At 63.0% G+C, this 15,358-nt stretch carries 11 protein-coding genes and 7 pseudogenes; 7 read left to right on the top strand and 11 right to left on the bottom strand.

Annotated features, from left to right (window positions below; genetic code table 11):
- Positions 1-425: 425 nt before the first annotated feature.
- Positions 426-674, bottom strand: a pseudogene (locus AB4089_RS02190) (2-oxo acid dehydrogenase subunit E2); the annotation flags it as partial.
- 37 nt (positions 675-711) lie between these two features.
- Between AB4089_RS02190 and AB4089_RS02185 the strand changes: the two are divergent.
- From AB4089_RS02185 to AB4089_RS02175, 3 genes are all read left to right on the top strand, one after another.
- Entirely contained in the window at positions 712-882 is a 171-nt protein-coding gene (locus AB4089_RS02185; protein ID WP_441407946.1) for a hypothetical protein, read from the top strand.
- A gap of 115 nt (positions 883-997) precedes the next feature.
- Entirely contained in the window at positions 998-1,597 is a 600-nt protein-coding gene (locus AB4089_RS02180) for a hypothetical protein (RefSeq protein WP_441407694.1), read from the top strand.
- A gap of 168 nt (positions 1,598-1,765) precedes the next feature.
- Entirely contained in the window at positions 1,766-2,107 is a 342-nt protein-coding gene (locus tag AB4089_RS02175; protein ID WP_441407693.1) for a hypothetical protein, read from the top strand.
- Between the two features lie 192 nt (positions 2,108-2,299).
- On the opposite strand, the gene AB4089_RS02170 is transcribed toward AB4089_RS02175, so the two are convergent.
- The 7 genes and pseudogenes from AB4089_RS02170 to pdhA all read right to left on the bottom strand — a co-directional run bounded on the left by AB4089_RS02170 (position 2,300) and on the right by pdhA (position 10,339).
- On the bottom strand, positions 2,300-3,379 hold the full coding sequence (locus AB4089_RS02170) for an acyltransferase family protein (protein WP_441407692.1): 1,080 nt from the start codon (positions 3,377-3,379) through the stop codon (positions 2,300-2,302).
- 256 nt (positions 3,380-3,635) lie between these two features.
- A pseudogene (locus AB4089_RS02165) lies at positions 3,636-3,858 on the bottom strand (2-oxo acid dehydrogenase subunit E2); the annotation flags it as partial.
- A 26-nt stretch (positions 3,859-3,884) separates the two neighbouring features.
- Positions 3,885-4,796 (bottom strand): SGNH hydrolase domain-containing protein, encoded by a 912-nt coding sequence (locus AB4089_RS02160; protein ID WP_441407932.1) that lies wholly within the window; start codon positions 4,794-4,796, stop codon positions 3,885-3,887.
- Between the two features lie 120 nt (positions 4,797-4,916).
- Positions 4,917-5,954 (bottom strand): annotated as a pseudogene (locus AB4089_RS02155) (acyltransferase family protein); the annotation flags it as partial.
- A gap of 541 nt (positions 5,955-6,495) precedes the next feature.
- A complete protein-coding gene (locus AB4089_RS02150) occupies positions 6,496-8,013 on the bottom strand; it encodes a dihydrolipoamide acetyltransferase family protein (RefSeq protein WP_441407691.1) in 1,518 nt (505 codons plus the stop codon).
- A gap of 2 nt (positions 8,014-8,015) precedes the next feature.
- On the bottom strand, positions 8,016-9,128 hold the full coding sequence (locus AB4089_RS02145) for an alpha-ketoacid dehydrogenase subunit beta (protein ID WP_441407690.1): 1,113 nt from the start codon (positions 9,126-9,128) through the stop codon (positions 8,016-8,018).
- Positions 9,125-10,339, bottom strand: a complete 1,215-nt coding sequence (gene pdhA, locus AB4089_RS02140; RefSeq protein ID WP_441407689.1) for a pyruvate dehydrogenase (acetyl-transferring) E1 component subunit alpha — start codon at positions 10,337-10,339, stop codon at positions 9,125-9,127. Before pdhA ends, AB4089_RS02145 begins: the two co-directional genes overlap by 4 nt.
- Before the next feature lie 159 nt (positions 10,340-10,498).
- On the opposite strand from pdhA, the gene AB4089_RS02135 reads away from it, so the two are divergent.
- Both AB4089_RS02135 and AB4089_RS02130 read left to right on the top strand, forming a co-directional pair.
- The gene (locus AB4089_RS02135; protein WP_441407688.1) at positions 10,499-10,963 is read left to right on the top strand and encodes an Lrp/AsnC family transcriptional regulator; all 465 of its coding nucleotides are present in this window, start codon (positions 10,499-10,501) and stop codon (positions 10,961-10,963) included.
- Between the two features lie 273 nt (positions 10,964-11,236).
- Positions 11,237-12,700, top strand: a complete 1,464-nt coding sequence (locus AB4089_RS02130) for a polysaccharide biosynthesis tyrosine autokinase (RefSeq protein WP_441407687.1) — start codon at positions 11,237-11,239, stop codon at positions 12,698-12,700.
- Positions 12,701-12,992: 292 nt separating this feature from the next.
- Here AB4089_RS02130 and AB4089_RS02125 read toward each other — a convergent pair.
- Positions 12,993-13,100: pseudogene (locus tag AB4089_RS02125) on the bottom strand (ATP-binding protein); the annotation flags it as partial.
- Positions 13,101-13,342: 242 nt separating this feature from the next.
- On the opposite strand from AB4089_RS02125, the pseudogene AB4089_RS02120 reads away from it, so the two are divergent.
- A pseudogene (locus AB4089_RS02120) lies at positions 13,343-13,522 on the top strand (transposase); the annotation flags it as partial.
- Here the strand turns inward: AB4089_RS02120 and AB4089_RS02115 are convergent.
- Positions 13,466-13,978 (bottom strand): annotated as a pseudogene (locus tag AB4089_RS02115) (ISL3 family transposase). The pseudogenes AB4089_RS02120 and AB4089_RS02115 sit on opposite strands and share 57 nt — an antisense overlap.
- Positions 13,878-14,354 carry a transposase gene (locus tag AB4089_RS02110; protein WP_441407931.1) on the bottom strand — a complete coding sequence of 159 codons (477 nt, stop codon included), beginning with the start codon at positions 14,352-14,354 and terminating at the stop codon, positions 13,878-13,880. Before AB4089_RS02110 ends, AB4089_RS02115 begins: the two are co-directional and overlap by 101 nt.
- A 319-nt stretch (positions 14,355-14,673) precedes the next feature.
- Between AB4089_RS02110 and AB4089_RS02105 the strand changes: the two are divergent.
- A pseudogene (locus AB4089_RS02105) lies at positions 14,674-15,234 on the top strand (transposase family protein); the annotation flags it as partial.
- Positions 15,235-15,358 lie beyond the last annotated feature (124 nt).

Raw genomic sequence — 15,358 nt, 5'->3', positions numbered from 1 at the left:
TGGAGTCCGCTCGAGTACCCAGACTGTTCTGTCCAGACCCGATGGCCTATGCTCCCAGATGCGGTTAGGGATAGCCCGGCCCAGCGCCGGATTAATGCCGAGTGTAGGGACGCGGAATCGGCTCGACACGCGTAGCCCGCACCTGCGTTTTCTTGCCAAATTACCCGGGTAGCCGGGGACGTACCTGCCCCAACTTGCCGTCAGCGGCGGGCCGTCCAGCGCCGGCGACCCAGGACATCGTCTCGAGGCGCGCCGGATCGTTGATTCCCAGAGCAACGAATCTTTGAGGTTCGCGAGAAGCGGCCGAGCTATGAGCCCGCCAGTTCATCTGGGCGACAGCTCTGCCCATCCAAGCGGGCCAACAGGTGAGCCAGATGTTCCTGACGATTGACCGCCCATGCCTCGAACCTCGCCCAGTCGCTGCCTCACATGTCCGCGAGCACAGTCCCCGGGTTCTCGATCGCGTCGGCCACGTAGCGCAGGAAACCGCCGGCCGCGCCGCCGTCGCAGACCCGGTGGTCGAACGTGAGCGTCAGTTCAGTGACTTTGCCGACCGCGAGCTCGCCGTTGACCACCCAGGGCTTGTCGATGATCCGCCCGACGCCAAGGATCCCGAGCTCGGGGTGGTTGATGATCGCGGCAGACCCGTCCACACCAAACACGCCGCAACAATTCGGCGCCTTCTGCGGATACCGTTGCCGAGGGCACTTAATGCCACCTTTGCCGCCCGGGCTGGTGCAGTTGGCGAAGAACCCTGACACGCTGATCGCCGGGGCGGTCACGGTGGACGGTTCGGATCAGGTCATATCGGCAGCCGTTCTCTGGCCTGACGGTTCCCGGGGTACGTTGACCATCACCAGCCGCGGCCCCTGGGTGCTGTGACGGAGTACAACATTACGTACGGTTCGCCGGTCACGAAGACTTTCACGCAGCCGACCATCACGCGGAACGCCAACGGCGCCGCAACCCTCGTCCCCCAGATTGTGGTGAGCTAACAATGGGTATCCTCGGCACCCCCGACTACTCCCGGGCCGCGGCAGACGCGACCTTCACGCCCCGCGCAGCGACTGCCCTGACCTGTGCGGCGTTCATCGCCTACGGGCACTCACATGTCGCGGGAAACGGCGAACCCACAACGGCTAAGCGCCGGGTAAACCAGTCCGCTGCCCTCAGCGGCACGGCCCTGACGAACCGGGGCACGGGCGGCTACTGCATGGCCCAGACCATGCACAAGATCAGCGGCGGGGGCGTCCAGCGGGAACCCAACACGAAGGCCCTAGTTGCGCTTCAGTCCGTCCTCAACGACGTTCTGCACACCACGGACGCCGACTTCCCCAACGACGTGCTGGGCTTCACCGCCGCGCTCCGAACCGCGTTGCGGATTCTACGGTCCTCCGCTTACATCTACCCCACGGACGCATCCATCACCTACGGCGGAACATGGGGCAGCAGTGCGCTGACCGGCTCACGCGGCGGCTTCGCCAAGCAGACCAGCGTTGTCGGCGCCACAGTAACCATTCCCAACCCCGGAACCGGCGAAGTCGTCACCTCGCCTACACCGGCTACACCGCCACCGCGCCCCGAACCTTCGACGTGAAAGTCGGCGCCCCCGTCTACGGCACCCTTCGACACGGGCCGCGCAGGCGGTTGCTCCTCCCCCGGCGTCAACCCGGACGGATACCAGGTCACCGCCTACCGCGTCACGAGACTGCCGCTCACAGGGAATATCGTCATCACGACACTCGGAGGTGGCGTCGGCTCGCAGATGTTCTTCAACGGCTACCTGCTTCCGCCGGTCACCCCGCCGTCCATCTTCGTGGTCAAAGACTCCCACACCATCAACTACCGGACGGCGGGCATCACGTCCGCCATCGGCCAGTACCGGCTGGATGTCCTAAACAAGATCATTGATGACGTCGTGGCCGAACCGGAGTTCGCCGGGCCGGGTCAGACGCGAACGGTCCACGCAGGCGTCGGGTTTAACTGGGACAACATGGGTTCCGTCGGTGACGAAATCCACCGTAACGACGCGGGGCACTTGGCGCAGGCGGTCACGACGCTGGAGCAACTCAAAACCCTGCCGCTCCGGTATGGGATGCGGGCCTAGCCGTGGGCCTGCATGTGAACTTCCCACTCCAGGCACTCATCTGAGCAGTATCGGTTGGCGCCGTCTGCCGCAACAGCTTTCGGGTTCTTGTGGCAAGCGGTGCACAGCGACTGACGGTGCCGCCACCAAGCGACGAGTCGGAAGATCGGCGGCATAATTGTATTCCCCATGGCCGCAAGTCGGCGCCCCGGGCTACGAAGCCAGGTGACGTGCTGACGGTTCCATGTCGCTCGTCTTGCTTGCCGGGCGGTCGCGCTCGAACCGTGGCTTGAGCTTCTTGGAGATGGGCCGCTCAATCATGTAGTACGACAGCACCGTTGGCACCAGTGACACTCCGGCGGCGATAGCGTGAGGGATCATCCCGCTGGGCTCGTTCCCGTTCGGGTGGATGTGCCAGATGATCTGGTGCCACAAGTACCACCCGTAAGAGATGTTCCCAACCCAGACCAGCGGTTTGTTCTCCAGCAGGCGGCCAGCACGCGGAGCAGCCCAGACCAGGCCCACGGCAACAATGGCGGACACCGTTCCGATGACCACCTGCAGCCGCCGGCCATCGTCGCTATGGCTGTCCAAGGGAAGAACGCAAAGCGCGGCCAAGAGCACCAGTGAGCCCCAGAGCATGAACTTTGGTGCACGCTTCAAACCGGGAAGGGCTCCGAGCACACAGCCCAACAAAAGGGCATAGGCATTCGCGTCTGGAGCGAAATATGCGCGCTCCCAAGTATCAGCGGCAACCGCCAGGTACACTCGCCAAGCAAGAGCTAACCCCGCCAGCGAGGCGATGACGTAGACAAGCCTCCGCCGATCGCCCCGCGTAAAGGAAACCAGGAACATCAGCAGGAGCGGCCACACCATGTAGAACTGTTCTTCCACCGCCAATGACCATGTGTGCCCAATGACCGGCATGTCCATGCCGAACGGCTGCGTAATGTCGCCCAAGTAGAGGAAAGCCACAAGAGCCTCGCCCGGATAGGTGCTCGTGAGCTGAGGATCACGGAACGCCCAGAGCAGAAGCCCACCCCCGATGATCGCGGTAATCAGAGCCGGCGCGAGACGGATAAGCCGACGCACGTAGAACGCGAAGAAATCCAACGCGCCATGCTCCTCCCGTTCTTTTAGCATCAGCCCGGTGATAAGGAACCCAGAGAGCACGAAGAACACCGTCACTCCAACAGATCCGAACGGGACGAGGTCCGGTGCTACGTGGTAGGCGACGACCGCGAGTACGGCGAGACCACGAATTCCAGTCAGGCCGGATATGTGCTGCTTCAAATTTTTCCCCCAGGGTCGAGACCTGACCCCATGATATGCGGCCCATAAGACCGGTCAAGTGACCCAGTCGTTGGCAGTGCATTCAGGTCCGGTGCTCGCTCGGGAGTGCCACAGAGAAGCCCGGGGACGACATGACATGACGTCGGGTTCGTATTTTGGCGAGGTTAAGCAGCCCATTCGGCGTAGATACATTGGCAGACGCGGGCCAAGGTTGCATGGCTTGATGACCCAGCCGGCCCTGGCGTCTCGGCCCACTTCACATGTCCACGAGCGCCGAGCCCAGGTTCTCAATCGCATAGGTGACGTAGAGCAGGAACCGCCGGCCGTGCCGCCGTCGCCCACGCGGTGGTCAAAGGTGAGTGTCAGTTTGCTGACCGTGCGGACCGCGAGCTCGCCGTTGACCACCCAGGGCTTGTGGATGATCCGCCCGATGCCGAGCATCCCACCTCCGGGTGGTTGATGATCGCGGCGGAACCGTCCGGGCGGCTCCTAACAGTTGGATCCGCTAGCTGCGGATACCAGCGAAAGACATGCGTTCCTGAAGATAGGTGGTCAGAGACCGTGCGTACGTCGCAGTCATATGATTGCCGTCCCGATACACGAGAACGCTTCCTGCGACCGCGGGACACTTGGATTCAGTACAAAACAGGTCATTCATATCGAGGTAATCGACCACGCCTCTTTCCTCGGCGGCTGCCTCTTGCTGAGGATCGCTTGATAGGGCTTCCTTCTCGTCGAATGAGCAGCCATCTATGCCTTTGGCCTCGACGCATGAAGGAGGATCGGCGATGCCGGCGGAGCTAGGCCGGGGCGTGTCAGCAATGGCAATGATCTTGGCGCCGCCGTCATTGAGGCCTTGCCACGTCCTTCGGAAGCCTTCTACGCCAGCGGAGTGCCCACCTTCGTACTCAGCCGTGGCCACGTTAGAAGTGATGATCACATCGAATCTACCGTCGACAAGGCTCGATCTGACGGAGGAATTCCATTCCGCACAACTCTTATGACCGGACGGCGCGACGTTGAAGGCGCACCCTGACTTGAAGTAGGTAGTCAGCGTCCAACCTTTGTCTTCTGCGATTTTTGCAACGGCCGGAAACCACTGGTTGGCGTGTGAGTCGCCCACCATAGCAACTTTTAGCTTTCCAGGGCCGCCGTATGTGCAACTGATGACAGCTGCTCTCGTGACGCGCTGCTGGCATCCCTGGTCTGCCGCGCTGACGGATGCAATCAGCGGATCAGGGAAGACCCCCTGGCTTTGCGCAGATCCGCATGCCGTTACCTCGGCAGGGTCGAGTGCTTTGGCGCCAAAACATTCCGTAGGCGCCGCTTCGAATTCGGCGAGCTCGGCGGTTGCCTCCGCGGCTTTACTCTGGCTGACCGCAGCCGCAGACCCTCCCACAAGTCCGACAAGCATCATCCCAGCCAGTGCGGACGCTAGAACGAGTCTGGCCTTCGGTCTGCCGTTGACCCGACCCCGTGATCGTTCCGGGCGGCGGCGGTATCTATCTTCGATTTGCACCTTCGTGGCCCAGGCCAAGATGACACTTGCGACAATGATCCCCACCTTGGCCGCACTAGTTAGCGTCGATCCGATGCCAGAAACAGCGACGGGGACGATAACGATTAGAGGCCAGTGCCATAGGTAAAGTGAGTATGATATATCACCGAGGAATTGGACTGGGCGTGAGGCGAAAAGCCTTGTCGGCGCCCACGCAGCATCAACACAGCCAGCAGCAATTACCGCGGCCGTCGACAGGACTGGCAGTAGTGCGGCGTAACCCGGGAACGGGGTAGCACCTGTGAAGATGACCGCTGACGCGAGAATACCCACAACGCCGGCCCAAGAGAGAACAGAACTCAACGGCTTCGATACGACCTGCTTCGTCATGCAGATCGCCAAGAGTGCGCCCACCCCGAATTCCCAAATCCGCGTCGGAGTAACAAAATAGGCGTCCTGGGGGCTTGACGCAGTAGCGATCAAAGAAACTGCGAACGAGACGACAGTCGCAGCGGCAACACCCAACGAGACTGTCAACCGTCGACTGCCGCCGCTTCGTTTGACAATCCAAAGCAGCGCTATCAAGAAGAGTGGCCACACGAGGTAGAACTGTTCCTCTACCGAGAGTGACCAATAATGCTGGACAGGGCTAGCGTCCGCGCCCGCGGCGAGATAGTCAACTGACTCAGAAGCTAGCACCCAATTCTGGACGTAGAAGGCACTGGCCAGGACTTGGCGGCCGACCGTACCCCACATGGTCTGTGGGAGCAAGACCGTAGTGGCTATGCCAACGATTGCGAGAACCAAGAGTGATGCTGGCAGCAGTCGCCGAATCCGTGCCACGTAGAAGTCCTTCAAGCGAAGGCGGGGAGACTGATCGAAGCCCTTCAGCAAATGCGATGTGATCAAATAGCCGGAGATGACCAGAAATACATCGACTCCAACGTACCCACCTTCAATCCGAGTCGGCCAAAGGTGGTAGGCGACAACCAGGCAGACAGCAATAGCTCGAAGGGCCTGAATTTCAGGTCTGAATTGCTTTTTGGCCGCGTCTGTTCGCGTTGAATTGCCGCCCACTTATTCCCCCTCGACTGTGTGGTAGACACACAGGAATTGGCGGGGTACCTGATCCGGCGAAGAGCCGCGGACCAGTCCCCATTTTTGATCCTCGTCCCGAACTTTACAGGCGGCCGGTTTCCGACCGCTAACCGGCCCCGTGAAGAATTCCATAAAGGTGTACATCAAGGCATGGCCGACCAGCAGGCCCTCCGCAAGATCACGCGGCCGCTGCCTAAGCTGACGCCCTAGCCGTGGGCCTGCATGATGCTGTCCCGTTCCCGGTACTCCGCTGAGCAGTAACCCCCTTCGCCAGCTTCTCGCAAAAGGTACACAAGGTCCTCTGTTGCTGGAACCACGATGAACCTGAAGAACGGCGGCAACGACTTAGGTGCGTCCCCCGTGGTCCCAATGCCAAGGGGATCTTTCGACCGGCTAAGTGATTCGCTCGTAAGGTTTCTTGGCGAGCATGAGCATACCGATCGTCGTAACTACCTTGTAAGACGCCAGGCAAGGTTGCATGGCTTGATATGCAAGCTAGTCCCGACAGACCGGGTCAGGCTCACATGTCGGCGAGCACCGATCCCGGGTTCTCGATCGCGTCGGCCACGTAGCGCAGGAAACCGCCGGCCGCGCCGCCGTCGCAGACCCGGTGGTCGAACGTGAGCGTCAGTTCGGTGACCTTGCGGACCGCGAGCTCGCCGTTGACCACCCAGGGCTTGTCGATGATCCGCCCGACGCCGAGGATCCCCACCTCGGGGTGGTTGATGATCGCGGCGGACCCGTCCACACCAAACACGCCGTAGTTGTTCAGCGTGAACGTGCCGCTGCCCAGTTCCGCCGGAGTCGCCTTGCCCTCGCGCACGACGGCGGTGAGGCGGCGGATCTCCGCGTCCAGTTCACGGGCGCTGAGCTTGTCCGCGTTCCGCACCGAGGGCACCATCAGTCCGCGGTCAGTCTGCGCCGCGAAACCGAGGTTGACGCCGTCAAAGGCCACAATCTCCTGCATCGTGCCGCCCGCGGCATCCTCGGTAGTCACGATCCGGGTGTTCAGTTCCGGGAACTTCTTCAATCCGGCAGTGACGAAGCGGGCGATGAACGCCAGCAGGCCCGGGGTGTTGTGCGGGTCGGCCTTCTTCAGGGCGGCGCGCATCTCCACGAGCGCCGTGGCGTCCACATCCACCCACACCGTGGCTTCCGGGATCTCGGACCGGCTGCGCGACATGTTCGCCGCCACAGCCTTGCGCACGCCGCGGACGGCAGTACGTCCGGAGATGCCCAGCCCGGTACGCGCATCCGTGTGGGACGGTGCAGCAGGAGCCGCAGGCTCCACAACCGGGCGTTCCGCCACCGGAGACGGCTTGATCACGGCCTCCACATCCCGCCGCATGATGAGCCCGCTGGCCCCCGACCCCTGGAGTCCCCCCAAATCGACCCCATGATCGCGCGCCATCCGGCGGACCAGCGGAGAAATAACGGCCCCCAATTTCCCGGGAACCCTGGTCCGCATCAGCACCAGGTCATCGGCAGCCTTCTCGGCAGCAGACACCCCGGAACCCGATTCGGAAACAGCCCGCTTCGGAGCCCGAGTCCGCCGGGCAACCCCATGCCCGCCCGGAGTCCCGTAACCGATCAAGACATTGCCGGACCCAGCCTTCTCCTCCTCGCGGTACGCCTCAGCCGCAACAGCAGCAGGCGAGTCAGCAACGAGACCAGCCGTCGCGGATGATGCCGCCCCGGGAGTGGCATCGGGCCTGTCGGAGCCGGATGGCATGCTGCTTGCAGCAATGCCGTCCGGCGAAGGGGCGGGGGCGGCATCATCCGCGGCGGCAGCGCCAACAGGCATCACCGAGATCAGCGGCTTGCCGACGTCGAGCGTCTGGCCGGGTTCGCCGTGCAGCACGGCCACGGTGCCGGCGTACGGGGAGGGCACCTCCACCATGGACTTGGCGGTTTCCACTTCGGCGATCGGCTGGTCCACGCGGATCTCGTCGCCCACGGCCACGAGCCAGTTGACGAGTTCGGCTTCGGTGAGGCCTTCGCCAAGATCTGGGAGGAGGAATACTTTCGGTTCGCTCATGGTCAGTCTTCCCACTGGAGATCGTCAACGGCGTCGAGGATGCGGTCCACGCCGGGCAGGTAGTAGTGCTCAAGCTTCGGCGCCGGGTAGGGCACGTCGAAGCCGGTGACGCGGCGGATCGGCGCGGCCAGGTGGTGGAAGCAGCGTTCCTGGACCCGGGCGACGATTTCAGAGGCCACGGACGCGAAGCCGTGGGCCTCGGCGATGACCACGGCGCGGCCGGTCTTGCGGACCGAGGCACAGACGGTCTCGTCGTCGAAGGGCACGATCGAGCGGACGTCGATCACTTCGAGCGAGCGGCCCTCCTCGGCGGCGGCCGCGGCGGCGGCAAGCGCCGTGGGGACGGACGGCCCGTAGGCGATCAGTGTGGCGTCGGTGCCGGGGCGGGCCACAGCGGCCCGGCCCTCGGAGGACGTGCCGCGCTCCGCGTTCGCGGCATGCTCGGCCCGCAGCGCGTCCAGGTCCACCTGGTCCTTGGACCAGTACAGCTTCTTGGGCTCCATGAACATGACCGGATCATCGGAGTCGATGGCTTCGCGGAGCATCCGGTAGCCGTCCGCCACGGTGGCGGGGGTGAAGACCTTCAGGCCGGCGGTGTGCGCGTAGTAGGCCTCGGAGGAGTCGCAGTGGTGCTCCACTCCCCCGATGCCGCCGGCGTACGGGACCCGGATGACCATGGGCAGCTTCACGGCACCCTTGGTGCGGTTGTGCATCTTGGCGACGTGGCTGACGATCTGCTCGAAGGCCGGGTAGGCGAACGCGTCGAACTGCATCTCGATGACCGGGCGCATGCCGTTCATGGCCATGCCCACGGCCATGCCCACGATCCCGGATTCGGCCAGAGGCGTATCGAAGCAGCGGCTCGTGCCGAAAGTCTTGGTGAGCCCGTCCGTGATCCGGAAGACGCCGCCGAGCATGCCGACGTCCTCGCCGAAGACCAGGACCGAGGGGTCAGCCTGCATGGCGTCCGCCATCGCTGTGTTCAGCGCCTTGGCCAGCGTGATGGTCTGCGGGCCGGACTTTTCGGATGCGGCTGCGGCCTTGGCGGCCGCAATCGCGGTGGCGGCGCTGACGTTGCCGTTCGCCTCGGACGAGGTGGTGACGGTGGGGCTCATCGTGCGGTCTCCTCGGTGGTGGACGCGGCGGCGTCGCGGGCCAGTTCGTCGGCGAGCATGGCGGACTGTTCCTTCAGCTGCGGGGTGGGGGTGGAGAAGACGTAGCGGAAGAGGTCCTGCGGCTCCACCGGAACTTCCTCGCCGAGGCCTTCGCGCAGCTGCGTGGCAACCGCCTCCGCCTTTTCGGCGATTCCGGCGGCGCGGCCGTCGTCGAGCAGGCCGCGGTCCGTCAGGTAGGTCTTCATCCGGCTCAGCGGGTCCTTGGCCACCCATTCGGCGACTTCGCTGTCCTGCCGGTACCGGGTGGCGTCGTCGGCATTGGTGTGCGCCTGCATCCGGTAGGTGTGCGCCTCCACCAGGAGCGGGCCGGAGCCTTCGCGGGCAAGCTTGACGGCCCGGCCGAGGACGGCGAGCAGGGCCACGACGTCGTTGCCGTCCACGCGTTCGCCGGCCATGCCGTAGCCCACGGCCTTGTGGGCCAGCGACGGCGCGACGGACTGGTGCGCGAGCGGCACGGAGATCGCGTACTGGTTGTTCTGGACGAAGAAGACCACGGGCAGGTGGAAGACGGCCGCGAAGTTCAGTGCCTCATGGAAGTCGCCTTCGCTCGTGGCGCCGTCGCCGCACATGGCCAGGACCACGGTGTCCTCGCCGCGCAGCTTGGCGGCGTGGGCCACGCCGACGCCGTGCAGCAGCTGGGTGGTCAGCGGCGTGCACTGGATGCCGACCTTGTTCTTGGCGGGGTCGTAGCCGCCGTGCCAGTCACCGCGGAACAGCGTCATGGTCTGGACAGGGTCCACACCGCGGGCCATCACGGCCACGGAGTCGCGGTAGGTGGGGAACAGCCAGTCGCCCTCGGCGAGGCACAGGGCCGCGGCAACCTGGCAGGCCTCCTGGCCGTGGCTGGAGGGGTAGACGGCCATGCGGCCCTGCCGGACCAGCGCGGAGTTCTGGTCGTTAACGCGGCGGCCGACGACCAGCTGCTCGTAGGCGGCCAGCAGTTCGGCCTCGCTGGGCAGGCTGTATTCGTGCCCGGGTTGGGTGCCCTGCTCCGTGTGGGGATTCAGGGTGCCGTCCGGGCCGACCATCTGGATCTGGTGGCGGGCGGGGAGCATGTAGTCCTCAACAGTTATGCCGAACTTACGTACGGCCTCACTGGCAGCATCTTGCTGCACGGGCTGCTGCGCAGTTTGGTCTGCGGAGATCGTCATTGGTCCGTCCTTCTGTAGCCACTAGTCTTTCCCAGTATGCCGCCAGCCGATGTTTCGTATCCACCTCCACTGCGAATCGTGGAGAAGTCCACAAATTTGCCCTAATCTGGAAGACAAATCGTAAGTGTGAGCTGGATTACCGGCGGGGGTTGTAGACGAATGGCGGAGCGTGAGCCGGACCAGGTGGCGGTGCCGCTGGACGATGTGGACCGGAACATCATTGCGGAGCTGACCCGGGACGGCCGGATGTCGGTGACGCAGGTGGCCGAGAACGTCCATATTTCCCGCGCCCACGCCTACACCAGGATTGCCCGGCTCACCGGTGAAGGCGTGCTGACCAAGTTCACCGCCCTGGTGGATCCCATCAAGGCGGGTTTGAAGTCCTCGGCCTACGTCACGCTGAAGGTGCGCCAGCATTCCTGGCGCGAGCTGCGCGAACTCCTGCGCGCCATTCCCGAGGTCCACCACATCGCGCTGGTGGGCGGGGACTTCGATGTCATCCTCCTGGTGCGCGCCGTGGACAACATTGACCTGCGCCGGGTGATCTTCGACCAGCTGCAGTCCATGCCGGGCGTCCTGGACACCCAGACGTTTTTGGTGTTCGAGGATGTGGATACGCGGTAGGGTCGCCCGGACCACGTCATAGCAAGATTCGACATTCGCTTTCCGTAGCACTGGAAAGGCCGGCCGCAATCCAGACCGCTCCCTGTTTACGTTACCGGTACAACGCGGCGGCTCCCGCTTCGGACAACATACACCGGGTACTATTGGCGAGAGCGCAACATTATTGCTGTTCTGGAGGCGTGCCGGTAGGCAGGTTGAATCATCGACACAGGGGGACTCAGTTTGGACCTACACGAGAGCCTGCGGGTTTTGCGCCGCAATTGGCTCCTGATCGTGGCCACTGCCCTGGCTGGCCTGTTACTTGGGGGCGTTGGATCGGTCTTGACAAAGCCGACCTATAGAGCCGAAACCCAGCTATTTGTTGCGATTCAGAGCTCCGGTTCAGTGCAGGAACTTCAGCAGGGCAACACTTTCAGTCAAGCAAGGGTGCAGTCGTACGTAAAAACCGTTGCGTCCCCCATAGTGCTGCAACCCGTCATCGACAACTTAGGCCTTCCCACTACGGCCGAAGAACTCAGTGGGAGAGTTAAGGCAAACACCGACCTCAACACCGTTCTTATTAACATCTCAGTGGAGGACACTTCTCCCGCGCAAGCTGCAGCGACCGCGCAGGCCGTAGCCGATAGCCTAGTCAAAGTCGTCGATACCCTGGAAAAACCCAAAACAGGGGGCACCTCGCCGGTCAGCTTGTCTATCACGAAGCCAGCCAAGGCCCCTTCCACGCCATCAGCACCGAACACTCGTATCAACCTTTTGGTTGGGCTCGTTTTGGGCCTTGCCGCCGGGGTCGGCGCCTCGATCTTGAGGACATCTCTAGACAATCGGATTAGAGGCGAAGCGACTCTGCGGCGTGTTACGGATCTGCCACTCCTTGGCGGAATATCCTTCGATCAGGACGCTACGCGCAAACCATTGATCACTCAGGCGGCCCGTCAGAGCCCCCGGTCGGAGTCCTTCAGGCAACTAAGGACGAACCTCCAGTTCGCCAATGTGTCAGGGCGCGCCAACACGGTACTCGTTACTTCGTCACTACCCGGCGAGGGAAAGAGTACGACAGCAACTAACCTGGCAATTTCGCTTGCGGAGGCTGGTCAGAGCGTCTGTTTGGTCGACGCCGACCTTCGTCGGCCAATGATCAATGAGTATCTCGGTCTGGACCGCAGCGCCGGGCTGACCACAGCACTCGTTGGGTCTGCTGATATTAATGATCTTCTTCAACCTTGGGGTGAAGACAATCTTTTCGTTTTGGCGTCGGGACAGATTCCGCCTAACCCGAGCGAACTACTTGGATCCGATGAGATGAAGCAGCTCATCACAAGGCTGGAGCACGCTTTCGATACAGTCGTAATCGATGCGCCTCCGCTCCTGCCCGTCACAGATGCTGCTGTTCTGTCGCAGCACGTTGGAGGAGTAGTCGTAATAGTTGGATCTCAGAAGCTCCGGCAAAACGATCTTGAGAAGTCGCTGAGCACCCTTGCAATGGTGGGCGCAAACGTCCTGGGCATCGTTCTGAATCGCCTCCCGGTCAAGGGCCCCGACTCATACGCCTATAGCTACTACAGCAACGACGAGACGAGCCGTCTAACAGCGAACCACAAATCGGACGTAGCAAGTCTGGGGAACCCAACCCCTGCTGAGGCCCAAGTTGTTCATTTCGGTGATTTCGAAGAGGCAATCATGGGGACCGAACCGCAACCAGCGCACAAATTTCCTCGAAGCGACCGAGAAATCCACTAGAAATTGCCCCCAATGATATCTTTTCAGCGAACTTCCGTTCCGGAGAAATTTGCTGAACGATTCCACTTCTACGGTTCTCGTCATGTCTTTGGTGGGCTTGTCTCTATTAGGTAGCCCTTATTGAGGTGGCGTGGTCGTCGTTTACGGTGACCTTGGAAGGGGCCTGGATGATTCCGGGTGAGTATTTGAAGCTTTGAGCGCCACCGGTTCGTGCGGTTCAGCGCCGGGGTTCGTGCGAGAGAGCGCCAGCGGTCGCGTGGCCTGGCGCCGCTGACGCCCTCCGTAACGATTGCTAGGCGGTTGCGAGTGCTGTGCGCTCGCGCAAGTTGCAATTGCCTGTCTCAACCCAGATCGTGTTGTGGATGGTCCGGTCCATGATTGCGTCGGCGTGAACGCCGGCTTTGTTCGTCCGATACTGGTTCGTCCTCAGGAGCAGCAGCAGGTGGCTGGTCAGGCGCTCACCACTCCGATAGATCTCGAGCATGGTGTCCGTGACGCGAAGATCAACATGCGCGCCGATGTGGGTGAACGGGACGGAGTAGAAGTTTTTTTGCCCAGACCATGTGTCCGTTCCGGCCTACTTTGCGCCCATATGTCCAGGTGCTGATCTCGAAAGTCACTGCCGGTAACGGTTGCAGCAGCGTCTCCGGCGCCACCACAGCGAAAGTCGAAGCGAACAACACCGCCATCAAGCACCTGAAACGGACCGGACGCGGGTTCGTCAATAGCCGGAACTACTCCACGCGCATTATGGGCCCTTCGTATTTAGGCATGGTTGGTTTGTTTCGCCCGGTAGGGGCGGTGGCCGCCGGCGGCGAGTAGGCATCTGAGCCGATAGTTGGCGAAGTTCCGGAAGCCTCGCGCTATTTTGCGGGTGGTCTCGATGACGCCGCTGATCGCCTCGGTGGGCCCGTTGGAGGGGCCGAGGGTGTCGAAGTACGCCAGGATCGCCGACTTCTATTGTCTGAGTGTCCGCCCGAGGCGTGCGACTTCCGGGATCGGGCAGGTCGGAAATGACGCGACCACGTCGGTGACGAGGGCCCTGCCGTGTTCCGGGCGGGCGTGGTGGATGTTCCGGAGCTTCTGGTAGCCCTGCCAGGCGAGGGTGACTTCGTGGTCCGGGTCCCCGGCGGTGAGCTTCGCGTCCAGCCGGGAAGCCTGTTTCTCGCTGAGGTGTTCAGCGCCGATCTGCAGGCTCCGGCGGATCCCGTAAAGCGGATCGCTTTTTGCGGCCGCGGTGTCCCAGGGTGTCCCGCTGGACCCGGCGGCGGACCTCATCGACCATGGCCGACCCCAGCTTCACGACGTGGAAGGCATCCAACACGGTGATGGCTTCGGGCAGCTCGTCACGGATCGCGTTCGTGTAGCCGCGGAACGGGTCCAGCGCGGCCGTCCTGATCCCGGCGGTGAACCCGGCGCCGCAGTCCCTGAGCCAGTCCGCGTAGGCTTTCCGGAACGTCCCGGCACGAGGTCCAGCAGCCGGGCGTGAACGGTGCCGTCCGCGTCGCGGGTCTGGTCCACGATCCCCGTAACCATCCCGGTGCCGGGCGGGCCGGTGTGGGCCCAGACATGTTCGTCGACGCCGAGCGCGTCTGCCCGCCTCTCCGTGCCATGACGGAGCGCACGTGGACGCCTTCGACACCGAGCAGCGCATCCGCGCGGGTGCACAGGGGCCATCAGAACAAGACATAGAGTTATTCACGTCAGGGTCTCTTTGGATATTGGCTGCTTGGTCGCTACCAATTCAAAGAGGCCCTGACCTCTTTCCCGCCGCACCATGCCGCACCGGAAACGGCCCTACCCGCGGCGCCAGTCTCAGCCCGCCCTAACCACGCTCATCTGCGAAGGGCCCGTAAACGGGCTCTCCACGGTTCGTGGTGAATTGGATTCCGTGTCTTGAAAGCTGAAGGGCTCGTAGCCCTGCTGTGATGGATGTTCTCTACGCATTCATCAAGAGTCAGGAGCTACGAGCCTTGATCGAGCCTACTTCCCCGCGCCCCGATGCGGCCACCGCCATATTCAATCTGCCCGACTACCGCGTCACCGACACTGAGGTCCTCGCGTTCGGGCAGCGCCGGATCAGGGTCGAAGCCACCGCCGAGGCTGGCTGCCCATCTTGCGGCGTCATCAGCACCCGCGTGCATTCCCGCCGGCACCAACGCCTGCGCGACATCCCCGTCGCCGGACCGGTCGAGGTGATCTGGGCCAAGCGGAGATTCTTCTGCGATGAGTACTTGTGCCCGCGCAGGACCTTCGTCGAAGAGACCGCCCAGGTCCCGCGCCGCGCCCGGTCCACCCGGCGGCTCCGCGACGCCCTCGTGGCCGCCGTGATCGGTTCCGGAAGGGCAGCCGCGGAGGCTGCCTCCTCGTTCGGCGTCTCATGGTGGCTGGTGCAGCGGGCTCTGGACTTCGCGGCGCTGACGCTGCCCGATGTGGATGCCTTGGCCCCGCGAATGCTCGGCATTGATGAACACCGCTACCGGTCAGTGCGGTTCTTCCGCGACCCGGCTGAATATTGGCGTTTTTGGGGTCCATCTGTCGTGTGTTTGGGGGCCGGTGGGCTGAGCGCGCAGTAGCGGTCTTGGGTGCCGGTAGTGGCGTGCTTGGGGGCCACCCAGTTTAGGCTCCTTCCGTCGTGTGTATAGGGCGCACGGCGGA

Origin of the sequence: Arthrobacter sp. 2MCAF15 (genome assembly GCF_052115605.1) — a bacterium.
Lineage (GTDB): Bacteria > Actinomycetota > Actinomycetes > Actinomycetales > Micrococcaceae > Arthrobacter.
This window is presented reverse-complemented; position numbering and strand designations above follow the sequence as displayed.

Bases quoted from the DNA above. Each gene is read 5' to 3' on its own strand.
- AB4089_RS02110 (WP_441407931.1), bottom strand. From the start codon at position 14,354: ATGCGCTGCTCGGTGTCGAAGGCGTCCACGTGCGCTCCGTCATGGCAC.
- AB4089_RS02180 (WP_441407694.1), top strand. From the start codon at position 998: ATGGGTATCCTCGGCACCCCCGACTACTCCCGGGCCGCGGCAGACGCG.
- AB4089_RS02175 (WP_441407693.1), top strand. From the start codon at position 1,766: ATGTTCTTCAACGGCTACCTGCTTCCGCCGGTCACCCCGCCGTCCATC.
- pdhA (WP_441407689.1), bottom strand. From the start codon at position 10,339: ATGACGATCTCCGCAGACCAAACTGCGCAGCAGCCCGTGCAGCAAGAT.
- AB4089_RS02145 (WP_441407690.1), bottom strand. From the start codon at position 9,128: ATGAGCCCCACCGTCACCACCTCGTCCGAGGCGAACGGCAACGTCAGC.
- AB4089_RS02185 (WP_441407946.1), top strand. From the start codon at position 712: ATGCCACCTTTGCCGCCCGGGCTGGTGCAGTTGGCGAAGAACCCTGAC.
- AB4089_RS02150 (WP_441407691.1), bottom strand. From the start codon at position 8,013: ATGAGCGAACCGAAAGTATTCCTCCTCCCAGATCTTGGCGAAGGCCTC.
- AB4089_RS02135 (WP_441407688.1), top strand. From the start codon at position 10,499: ATGGCGGAGCGTGAGCCGGACCAGGTGGCGGTGCCGCTGGACGATGTG.
- AB4089_RS02160 (WP_441407932.1), bottom strand. From the start codon at position 4,796: ATGATGCTTGTCGGACTTGTGGGAGGGTCTGCGGCTGCGGTCAGCCAG.